The following is a 14,064-nucleotide window of genomic DNA, read 5'->3' as shown; positions in this document are numbered from 1 at the left end:
TATCCCTATTTTTATTGAAAAACCAAATACTACCATAAACATACACTTTTTTACTTTATTTGGAAACTCATGAAGATTTGATAAATTCTTTTCAGAATATTAAGTAAATTTATAAGAATTTCTTTTTTGGAGTTTACTATTATTTAACTAAAGAAAACCTTGCCAAAAGGTACACCTTTCGAGACACACTCCTTCCTACCCACATTAAAAACAAATCCCCCTATAGATTTGATAAAAACCATTATTCAATATTAGTAAAAAACAGAGTATATTTCTCTAATATCCATCGGTAAATTCTTATCATTTTCCCGTTGAGAATTATGGCTCTTTTTTTTATTTTCCTTCGACATAATATGACAATATAGTTGTAACTGGATTTGTTATGCTTGGGTTAAATCTTACATTTTTAAAGGGGATATTATATGGCTACTCCAAAATACACTAAAATTGATGAACGTTTTGGCATTATTGAATACCCAGTTACACTTGCAGAAATGGTTGAAATATCAAAAGAACTGCCGAAAACAGAACGCACATATTATAAATATGCTTTCGATGCTTTAAAGAAGGTTATGAAAGCTAAAGAAGCGATCTACTGCTTTGAAGTTGCTAATCCTAAATTAACAAAAATGGGATTTATGGTTGTAGGGGAACATAATCTCTACCTCGTAATGATGAAAGGCGGATTTTTCGGAGGCGCTGAAGCTGAAGTAATTAAATACAAGGATATTAAAAACGTAGACTTCGATATTGCTCCAAATTTATTTGGCTTATCCAACGTGAATACTGGTGTTATTTATTTAAAAATAAAGAAAATGTTAGGTACAAAAAAGAGAACGATTAGCAATATTCCTGATTACAACGTCGATGGAGTATTAAAAGCTATTCGTAATAAGTTGAAATAAACATTAGCACTCGAATGAGTGCTTTTATTTGTGAAATTTAAATATAAAGGAGGAATATACATGTTTGGAACTATCATTCAAGACGCCTATACAAAAGATGAAACTGAACAAATCGCTGATGCTTTAGATGATATTTGTAATTCTCATAATAATTATGGATGGTCTTCGGCTGGAATCTATTGTTTTTGGAACTATACAACAAAGGAAATACTTTATATAGGACTTGCTGTTGATTTAGTAAAGCGATTTAAACAACATAATGGCATTATTAAAATGAATGCCAGCGGTTGTAAATTCGAAAAAATACAGGAATATTTCAAAACACACGAAAAAATCGGCTATTCTGTGTTTGTTCAATCATCACACCATCAGCCTGCTCATAGTGGAAATAAAGCTATGTGGGGGAATTTTGATCCACAGCAATTCCCGGTTACTGAGTATGCTAAAGAAGATATTAAAAGAGTAGAAGGGATACTAATTGAGGCTTATAAAATGAAACATGGAGACTTGCTATCTTGGAATCGTGTTGGTGGAAGTATACAAGGGCAAGCGGTAGCAACAGATGGAAATTATATACTAATTGAAAGTTTTTCTCACCAAAATATTAGTCCATTCATCGCAAAGCACACAATACGTGAATTATCCGCTGATGATAATGCTACATATCTTTGGTATGAAGAATATTTACATGCAGTAAGAATGTTAATGTTAATGCATGGTATATCTTTTAATCAAGCTTTAGAACAAATAAAGATAACAGATTCTACAACTTACAACAGAATCGTTGATGATAAATATTTATACCGTAAGCTTACTTTTTAATACATATTATTAAAATTAAGATGGTTCAAGTCGGAGGAAGGCACCTTTGGGTGTCTTTTCTTTATTTCTCAATATAAGAACTTTAAGGATATGCTATTATTTAAATACAAATTCCCTTTTGTGCACTGAGATAGTAATACCCAATAAAAAAGCCCACCTATTTCCGTAGGTGGGCCTTGTCTTTATTACACAATACCAAATTATACTCGTATTTTTTCATCAACTTTATGCAATTATACATATTCATGAAAATTACACCAAACAAATATTACATGTAGTAAAATATAAATTGTGGATACATTCTATAAAGCAGATTCCTTTGAAAGACGTAACATATTGATCTCAAATCTCTTGATATTTTGTGAACTAACAATCTGGTGTATATAGACGATTCTGTTTTATAGGATGTGTTTACACGTATAACAAAGGGGTAATACGTGTATATTTATATAAAATTAAAGTAGTTCAAGTCGGAAGGCACCTTTGGGTGTCTTTTTTATTTTTGTTCGACAGAATATGACAACATACGAATAAATAGTTTGCTATTATCATATGGAAATCTTACATTTATCTACATAATATTATTATGTTTTAAAGTTTTTAAATGTAAAAATTTCCGATGTAAATACATACCATTTAGGGAGATGGGGAAAATCATGAAAAAATTATTAGCTTCAGCAACAGCGGTAACACTATTAACAGTGGGGTACAGTTCTGCTGCATTTGCAGAAAAAAATCCAAACGACAAGGATTGCGGTCACTTTAAAAACAAACAAGAAGTTATGGAATTCTGGCACAGCAATGGATACAGTGCAACTAACGATCCTCATGACTTAGATCGTGACAATGACGGCTTACCTTGTGAAGTTAAAAAAGGGGACTACGATCAATTTTTAGCTAGTAAGCAAACTACTAAAAAAGATGAAAACAAACCTCAAGAACAAACTAAGCAAGAACCTGCTAAACAAGAAAACACTAAGCAAGAGAATTCAAAACAAAACAACCAATCAACAAATAATAAACAAGAACAAACTAAGCCTCAAACAACTGCAAAAGAAACAAAGAAAAATACTAATACAGTTGTGAAAAAAGAAACGAAAAAACAAGGTGAAAAATTACCTAATACAGCATCAAACGGTGTTACAATGATGTTAGCAAGCTTAGGATTAGCATTAGCTGGATCTGTATTAATGTTCCGTCGTAAAAAGACAAACGCATAAAATAGTTCCTTAAAACGGCAGGAGAAATCCTGTCGTTTTCAAATGGAGTGATAAAAATGAATAAAAAGCAATGGATAGGCTTATGTTTAACTGTTATTGGACTAACTATCTTTTCCTATTATTTTCTAGAATGGTATGGTGCTAGACAATCAGCAGAGTCGCTAACGACCAACGAAGCGAAACACTATGAAACCTCCACACCTTCTAAAGAAAATGAAACAACAAATATCAATCAAACAGAGACAAACACTGAGACTTCATTACAACCTGCAGAACCTGTACAAATTCCAGCTTCAACGGTAAACCATCAATTAGGAGATAAAGTAGCATATTTAATTATCCCTAAAATACAAAAGAAATATTCTGTATATTGGGGAGCTGATGATAAAGTACTAAAAAAGGGTGTAGGTATGTTTGTTAGTGACTTAACTACTACACCATCTGGAAATGGTCATACAGTTTTAAGTGGACATAGAGATACTGTTTTTACCGAGCTTGGTCAACTAAAGGAAAATGACCAACTTATCGTGGAATATGAAAATAAAACATATATATATGAAATTAATAAGCATTGGATAACGGATTCAGAAGATCGAACAGTTATTGTAGACAAAAGTGAGCCAACATTAACCTTAACAACTTGCTATCCTTTTGACTATATAGGAGACGCTCCAGATCGGTACATAATTGAATCATCTCTACTTTCCATCCGGTGAGGATTGGCGTCCAATACATATTATTAAAATTAAGATGGTTCAAGTCAGAGGAAGGCACCTTAGGGTGTCTTTTCTTTATGAATAAGAGATAGATGGAAAAAATAAATTATAGGACAGCAATATAGTCTAAAACTTCTAAACTATCTTTTTATTTCCTTTCGACATAATATGACAATATAAAGATATTTAATTTGTTATTATTAACGTGGCAATCTTACATTTTACATAATTGGAGGAACAAACGTGGGAAAAATATTTAAGTTTGGATGCCTAGGCATTATAGCTTTATTTGTAATCGGAATAATTGCTATGGTTGCTGGTGGTGGAGATTCAACAGAAAAAACTTCAACAGATACTAAAGCAGTATCAAAAGAGGGTGTATCTTCTGATGTGAAAATCTCTGTAGGATCTATGGAAACAGTAGATTCTGTGGGTAATGAATACTCAAAAGAACAAGCACAAGGTGTCTTTAAGATTTTAGAAGTTACACTTACTAATAATCAAAAAGACGCTATCACTGTTGATACTAACAGCTTTAAATTGGTAGATAACAAAGGTCGTGAATTCACATCTTCTGTACAAGGTCAATCATCTTTTGACTTAGCTAACGGTGGAAAAACTGACTTCTTCTTAAAACAATTAAATCCTGGTCTAACACAGACAGGGAAAATTGTATTTGATATACCAAAAGATGCTGAAGGACTTTTCTTAAAAGCTAGTGGCGGTATGACAGGTAAAGAAATTAATTTAAAAGTAGAATAGGAAAAAGGTACTCGAAAGAGTGCCTTTTTTTCTTAACAACTGACATTACTTAATGTAGTAAAATAATGTTTGGACGGGAGTCCAATACATATTATTAAAATTAAAGTGGTTCAAGTCGGAGAAAGGCGTTTTAGGGTGTCTTTTCTTTATTACAAAAACCCCTAAGTATTGATACACTTGAGGGGTTATCAATTGAAAGGTAGGGCTGTTTGGAGTTCCTTAACCAATTAATAGAGCTGCAGCAAACGCTGGAATTGGCACAGGGATCTCGATACTTTCTACAACTAAGAAGTATTGTCCACTTACTACTTTAAAACAAACTAATTGCATTAATTAAGAGGTTTAGTGCACTACTTCTTGGAAGTTGATCTTGTAGCGCTCTTTCTCGTAATTCACTATGTTTTCCAAAGAAAATAGTGAAAGGCAAGGCGATGAATACATTTACAAAATGACAAAACTGTAAGAATACACGAATGTTTGTAAGAAAGTTCGATGTTTTCCTTTTTCTTTTTTTATTATAGTGAAAAAGAAGGATGAAATATTCTCTTATGTAGGAAAGGAAGATAATAATGATTGATCTATTAAATAAATGGATGTTAGAAAGTACAGGCAATTTTAATATCGTTGTAGGACTTACAGTACTTCTATTTTTGGGTTCAGTAATTGCACTTATTATTATTTACAAAAAAATTGGTAAACCAGATGAAAGAACAAATGCTATTTATTTAAAAATTACTTCTCGTATGTTTACTACTCAAATTCTAATGAATGCTATATTTATTTCTTTAGTTGGTAAAGATATTGAGAATTTCCGTCAAATCTTTATATTATTTGAAGCTTTTGTATTTTTTATTGGAGCTATTTATTCGTTTAAATTATATAGACAGGAATATAAATAATTCACTTGCAAAAAACAATAAAAAAACAGTAGTGTATAAAATTCACTACTGTTTTTTATTATGTATCTTCGAATGTAAACTTTTGAATACTAGTCTACTTTCTATCATTTTCCAAGAATTTTATGTAGAAATTACAACATTTCTTATTTCAAACCGAAATTACGTGATAATTCTTCATCATGAGAAGCAACAGCCTCTGCAGTTTTATTAAGCTGCATATTAATTTCTTGTAATAGCTGTGCGAAGTTTTGTACTTTTGGCTTTAATTGATTGAACTGTTGATCAAAACCTTCAAATGCACGGCCTTCCCATTCTCCTCTTAATTCATTTTGTAAGTTTTGTAGTTGACGTAAAATGTCCTCAATTTGATTTGCACTTTGTCCATATCGAGTCGCTTTCGATTTAAGCTCCTCTGGTGACATACGAATTTGTCCAGCCATTTTTATCTCCCCTTTAGTACATAATGAGTAAAATGCGTATTTGGTTAATTTTACTAAATATATTATAATGCATTGTTAAAAACTTTCAAATATTTTATTTTTCTATAATAAAAAACAAGAGTAATCACAAAGACTACTCTTGTTTCTTTTCCTTCTCTTCTTTTTCAATTTCAGATACCGACTTTTCAGGGTCTTTTATAAGTTTTCCAAGTTCTCCAGAACGTGTGAAATCATCTTCGAAATTTTCTGTAGTACTAATATAAGCTATAAAATCCAATTCTTCATTATTATTTATATAACCTTTTAATCTGGGAACACCCATTGGACTTACACTATGTTCTTTAAATGTAATCGATTTTACATCTTGAATATTGTAATGAATATACTTTTCTACTCGTGCCTCTTGTGCCTTCCAAAACTTTTCTTCTTTTTCTTTTTGTTTTAAGTATTCCATAGTAAAATATCCTCCTGCTATAATACAAATAATGGATAAAATAATTACCAATTTCTTTTTCATTTAAAATCCCCTTGTATTTGAATATAGTTAAAATATACCATGAAATGAGTTGAGAAGCATATGAATGAATTTAAAAGAAATCCTATTGCAACGGATGAAGATTATTTCAAATTAGCAGATCATGTTTATGATGACGAAGTTTTAAAAAAAGGTAAAGAAATAAAAGGGGTAGATGGTAAGATATGGGTAGTTATAGAATCAATTGATGCAGATTGTCAAAAAGTAAAAAATGGATTAGAAGCTATTGCAGTAGTACCAAAAAAAGATTACAAAGAAAATGCAACACATTATGATGATATAATCCTAGCATTTCGCGGGACAGAGCCTAACCAATTAGCAGATTTCGAAACAGATATCGATCAGATTACGTTTGGAATTAAAACACATTCTAAAGTAATTACTCCAAGTAACAGTCAAACTATAAAACCTAATTCTGAAACATCATTTGATACTGGATTAAAATGGGCAAAAAATGACATCGTAGCAAAATATAACCCTTCTTCTCTTCATACTACTGGACATAGTAAAGGTGGTGCAGAAGCGGACCTTATCGCTGCAGAATTAGATTGTTATGCAACTACATGGGCTGCACCGAATCCCTATCGTATACTAAGTCCTGAAGCAAAAAAACGGGTAAATGAAGGGAAAATGGAAAATAAAGCAACTGATTATACACATGAAAATGACCCGATTGGTAACCACACTCAATTCGGTGCACCTCTAATTGGTAAGCAATACACAGTGAGACAGAACGATACAAAACAAGGACTTTTTACACGTTTAACTATGGACGGACACGGCAGAGATACATTTCAGGGATCCTTTCATTCAAATGGAAGCCCCATATTAAAATTAGAACCTGAAGATATTATAAAACAAGCAAAAAAAATTCAAACACTCAGCAATCGATTATCAGATATCGCAAAAAATATAGAAGAGTTTCAAAGAAACGAAGCTGAAGCAGTTCAAAAGTTAAAAAATCAATTAAAACATGAAACAGGGCCAGGTGGAAGATATCATTTATTAGAAGAACACGAAGTAGATGAAGCCATCTCACAAATTGCTAAAATTAGAAAAGGTGGAAATGACTATTTTCATGACGCAAACCTAGCAGAAGAATTAATCCATCTTTTAAAAAAAGAACAAAAGAGTTTAAGCCGATTCGGAGATGATATTAGTGATGCAGCAAATTCACTAAGAGATAAAGACAACCAATTAGCATCAAATTTTCAAATTAAATAAGGGGATAATTATATGATCGATTTTATGGGAGAAATTAAAAAGATAGAAAAACAAATCGAAAATGCTGCAGGAGCTGCGGGAGATTTAGCAAATCAGGTTGTTGATGAATTACAAGCTGCTAAAAAACAAATTGAAAAAGAAATGCAGCGTATGATGTTAAAAACAGAGGTAGAGTTTAAATCAATAGATATTATAAAAGAAGATACATATGCTCTTCAAAAAAACATAGGGATATTTCACGATTTACAAACAAATACAAGAGATATAGCATCAGAACTAGAGAAAAGTTTCGAAAGTAAAACTGGTAGTAAAATAAATGAAACATTAAAAAAATATGAAAAACAAATTAACAATAAAATTTTTAATGAGCATGTTCACTTGGCAAACAGTTGCGGAAAAAAATAAGGGAAATAGAAAAAAAGTCCTCTTAATATAGGACTCTTTTTTTGTTATTTCTGAAAGTAAACTTTTAAATATTAGTTTACTTTCATATCCCCTTAATTATTGACTTCTCATCAATTCTCCTGATATCCTCATTTTATATAACAAAAGTATACATTCAAAACGCTGTAAATAACCAAGAAAAAGCAAAACTCTACATTCTAGCATTAACTTCTCCTGTGTCTGCAGCAAGGTATGTAATAAAGAAAATGAAATCATAAAATGTAGTTATCAGGTCGGAGGAAGGCACCTTAGGGTGTCTTTTTTTATAAAAAAGGACTCATAAAATGCCTCAAATTAGTAAATTTATATATTAATATAAATTTGTTATAATTAGTAAAGAATTCTATTAATTAGATAGAGAGGATACAATATTATGGGTTATAAATTTCGTAGAATTATCCAGTTTTCCCCGGGTGTGAAAATTAGCTTTACATACACAGGTATGGGAGGGAACTCTATTTCACCTGAATCAAGAACAACAACTTATGTACCTGGAACTGGAATCTCGTATACACCACGAATAGCTGAGTCAAACAATTATTATATACAACGAGGATATCAAGGACCAAACACTTCCTATCCCACTACGGATGAACAAGATTACAATACGGTAAATGCATTTGAGCCAGTAAAAGAAACCCAAACTTACCTTGTTACTGCTTTTCGTAAAGAGGATAATCAAGTAAACTCCGTAGGTAGAAAACTAATGAAACCACTTTCCATAATTACAGGCGTTTTTGCGGGCCTATTCTTAATTATGATGCTTATTATACCTGCTCTAATCATGGCATTCTTTTCTTTCCTATGCTATAAAAATATAAAAACACCATTTGCAGTTGTATGCCCAGAATGTGATGCTGAGAATCTATTCATTTTTGAAGAAGAGAAGATCGCTTGTCGTAAATGTGAGAGTACTCTTATAATCCAAAAATAAATGGTTCTCAAATTAACGTCTCTTTATTAGTCAAAACAATATAAATCTAATTATAAATATAAATAGATAAAAAGAGGGATAAGTGAATATCATTATTAACTTTGAAGCGTTTAATCCAACTATAAACGACTTAGCTATCAAACTTGCTATGGTACTGTTTATACCGTTATTCTTAGCATTGATTGTCAAAGTGATACTTATGAAATTTATGAAAGAATCAATTGCTGGCAGATTAGCAAGTCTATCTTTGTTATTCTTTATGTACTATGTATTTAAATTTATTACAGCGTAAAAGGCACCTTTGGGTGTCTTTTTTTATAGTGGTACAACCACATGCCCATCAACTTCAGAATTACCCCAAAATGAAAAAAAGAACTTTTTGTTACAAATTAACACAAAATTTCGTTCTGGAGATAATCACGAATAATAAAGTTGTTTAATTTATAATAAAATCATGTAAAAAAATAATTTAGTTTCTGTATGCGTGGTTTTTCTTTTTCTAAAAAAGTACATTGTGAAAAAAGTTGGCAATATCAAGAAGATGATTTCTGTATCCAACAGGAGTCATTTTTTAAAATTCCATTGATATCTATTCCAAATTTTCCTTTTATTATACAAGAAATACCCTATAGAATAGACTTTTTTTATTTTATGGTGAAATATTATCTAAGATTTTTTAGAAACGGGTTTTGTTTTCGCTCAGTCTGAATATCTGTGATGTCTCCATGCCCACTTAAAACAAGTGTTTTTTCAGGCAGACTAAATAGTTTTTCTTGAATTGTTTTCATTAATCTATTTTGATCTCCTCCGATTATATCCGTTCGTCCAATACCACCTTTAAAAAGTACATCTCCTGAGATAATAATACTTTCATCTTTTATATAGTAAGATATACTTCCAGGTGAGTGCCCAGGGGTAAACAATACTTTGAATGAAAAGGAATCGATATGAATCTCTTCTTCTATTTCAATCAGATAATCTGCTGATTTTGCCGTAGTTTTAATTCTACCAGGTAAAGCAGAACGATTTAATTCTGTGTTAGTGAGCCAATCCTGTTCTGCCTGATGAAGATACAAAGGGATATTCCACTTGCTTCTTACTTCATCTACTGCCCCAATATGATCAAAATGAGCATGAGTTAAAAGGATAGCTTTGGGGATTAAATCATGTTTTTTTATGTATTGATTAATTTTGTCTGATTCGCCACCAGGATCAATTATTACGCATGCTTTATCTTCATTAGATAAAATGTATGCATTTGCTTTAAGTGGTCCTACAGGAATTCGTATCCATTTCATGTTGTACACTTCCTTTGCGTTTACATTACTGAAGTTACTATAAAATACAATTAGAACTTTACATTTAAAAACATCTTTATTCTATCTTAAACTACTATTATCATTTAACACAATATTCTTGTAAACCTTGTCGGAAAAAGAAAGGTTGTTTAATAATTATTCTACTGAAATTGAACAACTTTATTATCCCTACACAGGAGGTACTAAAAAAATTTTGCCTGATAGTAATAGGATGGGGCCTCTATAAAAAAAACCACAGTTTACACTCAAACTGTGGTTTTTCGACGTACAATGATTTATCAACATCTCGTTTTATTCTTTAAAATTTGCAACTGAATCAGGATTCCCCTCAAATTATAAATTCCAAGGGGAGATCCGTTTTTTATTTACTTATATACGTACAGCTGTACCACTTACAGCAACCATTAACATTCCATCACGAACTACTTCGTAATCTACGTCAACACCAACGATAGCGTTCGCACCTTTTTGTTTTGCAAGTTCTTTCATTTCATCCATTGCGATATCACGAGCTTCTTTTAGCTTACTTTCATAAGAACCAGCACGACCACCGACAACATCACGAACAGAAGCGAATAAATCGCGTACAATGTTGGCCCCCATAATAGCTTCACCATTTACAATATCAATATACTCAATAATTTCTTTACCTTGAATTCCAGAAGTTGTTGTTACAATCATGTTTGACACCCTCCTAATTTTTTATAATATTCAATTGCATGTGTCTCTCTATGATATATGCAATTAAATAAAAGGAATAAAATTGTTTAACATATGTATCGCTATAACATATGCAAGGGATCTATTAGAAATAAGATACGCCGCAGTAAGCATTACCGTGCCAGGTAAATAAATAGCAATATCCGAAAGTTGGTTCGTGTGAAGAAGTGTAAAAATTATAATCGAAACGATGGATGCAATAGCAGTACCAACATATTCCGAAAAACGATTTACTAATATATGACGAAATATAATTTCTTCAATTATTGGTCCTATAATCCCAAATACAAGTAATGTGAATATAATAGGCATCTCTGCGCCATTTGTAAGGATCTGTTCTTGGTTCTCTGGCTGACCTGTATTTAGAAAATGCATAATAGAATTTTCCACAATTATCATAAGTAAAACTACCATAGGAATGCTTACTATTTTCAAAATTGTTTTCTCTTTAAAATAAGTAAAACTTTCAATAATTTCTTTCCTAAAGAAAATGATTCCTACAATAGCAGGTACAGTCAAACCGATGGCACTAAGAGCAAATTCTGATTCAACTAAATTACTGTTAGTTAAAAGGGATATGCCAAATAATATGAACAAGCCAATTTGAAGTAGTGCAAACAGTATATAAATTATTAGCATAATAAGTTCTTTTGTATTCGTTTTTATAAAGCTCACTTTATTACCTCCATAATGAAATTACTTAGAATCTTTGATTTTTCTTGTTGCATTAGGTTCTCCTTCTAAAATATAATTATATAAATACCAAACCGGACGGTTCGGTTCGAAAACTAATGATACTATAAGTTTCTAGTTTTTTAAACCCCTTTTATAAATTATTAATAAAATAAAAATAAAAGCAAAAATATTAAGATGTTCGCATAGTTAAGAAAAGGGTAGTTTTTAATGTTGTTGTAATAATTGAATATGAATTTGAAAGGATGTACATCATGATTTTAGTTAGTTCTTGCTTAGCTGGAAAACCAGTAAGATATAATGGTACTGCATGTTTAAACGATACAATTCAAAAATTAATTGATGAAAAGAAAGCGATACCTGTTTGCCCGGAGTTATTAGGTGGTTTTGTTACACCGAGAGAACCAGCTGAAATCTTGGGCGGAGATGGATATGATGTTTTAGAGGGCAAAGCAAAAGTAATGGAACGTTCCGGTAATGATGTGACGGAATTATATATAAATGGTGCTATGAAGACTTTAAATTTAGCACAAGAAATGCAAGCTAGCCATGTAGTTTTAAAAGAATATAGCCCGTCTTGTGGCAGTAAAGAAATTTATAGTGGTGAGTTTGTTGGAAAAAAGGTAACAGGAGTCGGCGTAACGACTGCTCTATTAGAAAGTAAGGGCATTAAAGTTATATCTGAATTAGAATTAGATAAATTAATTAATAAAATATAATATTAGAGGGAAAATTTTAACAATTCGCTTACCGAAATTATCAAACTTTATTATAAAAATAAATAGCTTGTAAAATTTCAACTCACGCATTTTAATCAAATTTTTTTCAAAATGCGTGAGATTTTTTTGTGATGAAATCAATGGGTTCGCTTAAATTTTAATCAAACTTAATTTCAAACCAACAAATTCACTTATTTTACATGGATAATATAATTTGATTAACTTCTTTTCAAACTGTATTGTTTGAGATTTTCATAAGATAGGGATTGATAAGATATTTCTGTTCCGAACTTATTTATACTTACAAAAAAATCAAGAAAATAGAGGGTAAACATTACCTAGAATATTAGGATCGTTTTCATTAGGAGGATTACAAAGCATGACTAAAGTTGATAAGGTAAAAGAAAAAATTATTGAAACATCTTTATATTTATTTAATACTAATGGGATAACTCGCACATCCATTCAGGATATAATGACAGCCACTGAACTACCGAAAGGATCTATTTATCGTAGATTCAAAAATAAAGAAGAAATTGTTCTTGCTGCCTACGACAAAAGTGGTGAAATTATGTGGAACCATTTTCATAAAGCGATGGAAAATAAAAAGACAGCAATCGATAAAATCCTTGCAATTTTCCTTGTATATCAAGATGCAGCTAATAATCCTCCTATTGCTGGAGGCTGTCCATTACTTAATAGCGCAATCGAAAGTACTGGAGTATTTCCAGAATTACAAAAAGCAGCCGCAAAAGGTTATGATGATACAGTAATGTTAATGGCCTCTCTCATAAAGGAAGGGATAGAGAAACAAGAACTTAAAGAAGGGATAGACATTATATCGCTCGCTTCTTTTCTTGCATCTTCAATGGAGGGCGCTATTATGGCAAGTCGTGTATCTAACGATAATATACACTATCATTATTTTATTGAACAAATAAAGCATCATCTTTATTCTTATTCTAAAGTTTAAAAGAGAATAATATTTGGATTGGCGTCCAATACATATTATTAAAATTAAGATGATTCAAGTCGGAGGAAGGCACCTTAGGGTGTCTTTTCTTTATGCATAAAAAAGCCTTATCTTCCTATAAAAAAGATAAGACCTTTATATACTACCTATTATCCGATTCATCAATTTTATTATAAACACATTTAGCTTCTCCAAAAAGACCGCCGGTGTCCCATTCGCCACCATAATGAGCACACTTCAAAGGGGTACGATCGTTTCGCATACTTGGATTTGAAGGTTGTTCATAACCATTATTTACAATACTACCAACAATAAATACCCCTCCGATTACAAATACCACAGCAACGATTAAGAGTGTTTTTCCATTAGGACCGGTAACAATGTCATTTACAACTTCTTTTGCTTCTTGCTGAGTTTCACCTTTTGAAAATAATGAAAGAATAATAGAGATTATAAATATGAAAAATAACACTATTATAAATACCATGACTTATGTACCTCCCTAATATATGTGCGCTATTAATTAACCAATAATTGCCTTATACATTATATCAGCTAGGGTACATGGAAGTATAACAAATTATTTTTATAATTTAATGTATTAATCGTCACCGCGGTAATACAGGATAGTTTATCTCGGAGGAAGGCACCTTTGGGTGTCTTTTCTTTATGAAGAAACAACCTTTTATAGATAAATAAATTACCAAATTATAAAATAAAAAGAAGACATTAATTAAAG

18 protein-coding genes and 1 pseudogene are annotated in these 14,064 nt (G+C 31.3%); 12 read left to right on the top strand and 7 right to left on the bottom strand.

Annotation, left to right across the window (positions count from 1 at the left end; all coding sequences use genetic code 11):
• Positions 1-422 precede the first annotated feature (422 nt).
• The 5 genes from ACUL40_RS28210 to ACUL40_RS28190 all read left to right on the top strand — a co-directional run bounded on the left by ACUL40_RS28210 (position 423) and on the right by ACUL40_RS28190 (position 4,425).
• The gene (locus tag ACUL40_RS28210; RefSeq protein ID WP_327896770.1) at positions 423-905 is read left to right on the top strand and encodes a PH domain-containing protein; all 483 of its coding nucleotides are present in this window, start codon (positions 423-425) and stop codon (positions 903-905) included.
• A 60-nt stretch (positions 906-965) separates the two neighbouring features.
• Positions 966-1,727 (top strand): GIY-YIG nuclease family protein, encoded by a 762-nt coding sequence (locus tag ACUL40_RS28205; protein ID WP_445423082.1) that lies wholly within the window; start codon positions 966-968, stop codon positions 1,725-1,727.
• Positions 1,728-2,383: 656 nt separating this feature from the next.
• The gene (locus ACUL40_RS28200; protein WP_272795623.1) at positions 2,384-2,947 is read left to right on the top strand and encodes an excalibur calcium-binding domain-containing protein; all 564 of its coding nucleotides are present in this window, start codon (positions 2,384-2,386) and stop codon (positions 2,945-2,947) included.
• A 56-nt stretch (positions 2,948-3,003) separates the two neighbouring features.
• On the top strand, positions 3,004-3,663 hold the full coding sequence (locus ACUL40_RS28195; protein ID WP_445423081.1) for a class D sortase: 660 nt from the start codon (positions 3,004-3,006) through the stop codon (positions 3,661-3,663).
• 243 nt (positions 3,664-3,906) lie between these two features.
• Positions 3,907-4,425, top strand: a complete 519-nt coding sequence (locus ACUL40_RS28190; RefSeq protein WP_016513719.1) for a DUF4352 domain-containing protein — start codon at positions 3,907-3,909, stop codon at positions 4,423-4,425.
• A gap of 313 nt (positions 4,426-4,738) precedes the next feature.
• Here the strand turns inward: ACUL40_RS28190 and ACUL40_RS28185 are convergent.
• Positions 4,739-4,855, bottom strand: a pseudogene (locus tag ACUL40_RS28185) (transposase); the annotation flags it as partial.
• Between the two features lie 139 nt (positions 4,856-4,994).
• On the opposite strand from ACUL40_RS28185, the gene ACUL40_RS28180 reads away from it, so the two are divergent.
• Positions 4,995-5,324, top strand: a complete 330-nt coding sequence (locus tag ACUL40_RS28180; RefSeq protein ID WP_445423162.1) for a 6-aminohexanoate hydrolase — start codon at positions 4,995-4,997, stop codon at positions 5,322-5,324.
• 143 nt (positions 5,325-5,467) lie between these two features.
• On the opposite strand, the gene ACUL40_RS28175 is transcribed toward ACUL40_RS28180, so the two are convergent.
• Together ACUL40_RS28175 and ACUL40_RS28170 are read right to left on the bottom strand one after the other, a co-directional pair.
• Positions 5,468-5,764, bottom strand: coding sequence for a WXG100 family type VII secretion target (locus ACUL40_RS28175; RefSeq protein WP_445423161.1), 297 nt, complete (start codon positions 5,762-5,764; stop codon positions 5,468-5,470).
• Positions 5,765-5,897: 133 nt separating this feature from the next.
• Positions 5,898-6,281: a DUF1433 domain-containing protein gene (locus tag ACUL40_RS28170; protein WP_000728334.1), complete on the bottom strand. Its 384-nt coding sequence runs from the start codon at positions 6,279-6,281 to the stop codon at positions 5,898-5,900.
• Positions 6,282-6,341: 60 nt separating this feature from the next.
• On the opposite strand from ACUL40_RS28170, the gene ACUL40_RS28165 reads away from it, so the two are divergent.
• The 4 genes from ACUL40_RS28165 to ACUL40_RS28150 all read left to right on the top strand — a co-directional run bounded on the left by ACUL40_RS28165 (position 6,342) and on the right by ACUL40_RS28150 (position 9,193).
• The gene (locus ACUL40_RS28165; RefSeq protein ID WP_075676549.1) at positions 6,342-7,523 is read left to right on the top strand and encodes a cytoplasmic protein; all 1,182 of its coding nucleotides are present in this window, start codon (positions 6,342-6,344) and stop codon (positions 7,521-7,523) included.
• 12 nt (positions 7,524-7,535) lie between these two features.
• Complete coding sequence (locus ACUL40_RS28160) at positions 7,536-7,928, top strand: hypothetical protein (protein WP_000564895.1); 393 nt, start codon at positions 7,536-7,538, stop codon at positions 7,926-7,928.
• A 412-nt stretch (positions 7,929-8,340) separates the two neighbouring features.
• Positions 8,341-8,901 carry a hypothetical protein gene (locus ACUL40_RS28155; protein WP_445423106.1) on the top strand — a complete coding sequence of 187 codons (561 nt, stop codon included), beginning with the start codon at positions 8,341-8,343 and terminating at the stop codon, positions 8,899-8,901.
• A gap of 82 nt (positions 8,902-8,983) precedes the next feature.
• A complete protein-coding gene (locus ACUL40_RS28150; protein WP_001021325.1) occupies positions 8,984-9,193 on the top strand; it encodes a hypothetical protein in 210 nt (69 codons plus the stop codon).
• Positions 9,194-9,563: 370 nt separating this feature from the next.
• Here the strand turns inward: ACUL40_RS28150 and ACUL40_RS28145 are convergent, their stop codons facing one another.
• The 3 genes from ACUL40_RS28145 to ACUL40_RS28135 all read right to left on the bottom strand — a co-directional run bounded on the left by ACUL40_RS28145 (position 9,564) and on the right by ACUL40_RS28135 (position 11,615).
• The gene (locus ACUL40_RS28145; protein ID WP_046952051.1) at positions 9,564-10,199 is read right to left on the bottom strand and encodes an MBL fold metallo-hydrolase; all 636 of its coding nucleotides are present in this window, start codon (positions 10,197-10,199) and stop codon (positions 9,564-9,566) included.
• A gap of 390 nt (positions 10,200-10,589) precedes the next feature.
• Positions 10,590-10,901 (bottom strand): YbjQ family protein, encoded by a 312-nt coding sequence (locus tag ACUL40_RS28140; protein WP_000637511.1) that lies wholly within the window; start codon positions 10,899-10,901, stop codon positions 10,590-10,592.
• Positions 10,902-10,964: 63 nt separating this feature from the next.
• The gene (locus tag ACUL40_RS28135) at positions 10,965-11,615 is read right to left on the bottom strand and encodes a CPBP family glutamic-type intramembrane protease (protein WP_139847248.1); all 651 of its coding nucleotides are present in this window, start codon (positions 11,613-11,615) and stop codon (positions 10,965-10,967) included.
• Positions 11,616-11,887: 272 nt separating this feature from the next.
• Here ACUL40_RS28135 and ACUL40_RS28130 point away from each other — a divergent pair, with 272 nt between their 5' ends.
• Both ACUL40_RS28130 and ACUL40_RS28125 read left to right on the top strand, forming a co-directional pair.
• On the top strand, positions 11,888-12,352 hold the full coding sequence (locus tag ACUL40_RS28130; RefSeq protein ID WP_000604767.1) for a DUF523 domain-containing protein: 465 nt from the start codon (positions 11,888-11,890) through the stop codon (positions 12,350-12,352).
• Between the two features lie 379 nt (positions 12,353-12,731).
• Complete coding sequence (locus ACUL40_RS28125; RefSeq protein ID WP_322360841.1) at positions 12,732-13,325, top strand: TetR/AcrR family transcriptional regulator; 594 nt, start codon at positions 12,732-12,734, stop codon at positions 13,323-13,325.
• A 142-nt stretch (positions 13,326-13,467) separates the two neighbouring features.
• Here the strand turns inward: ACUL40_RS28125 and ACUL40_RS28120 are convergent, their stop codons facing one another.
• Positions 13,468-13,812, bottom strand: a complete 345-nt coding sequence (locus ACUL40_RS28120) for a hypothetical protein (RefSeq protein ID WP_445423105.1) — start codon at positions 13,810-13,812, stop codon at positions 13,468-13,470.
• Between the last annotated feature and the right edge of the window lie 252 nt (positions 13,813-14,064).

It is taken from the genome of Bacillus sp. KNSH39 (genome assembly GCF_052656585.1).
This window is presented reverse-complemented; position numbering and strand designations above follow the sequence as displayed.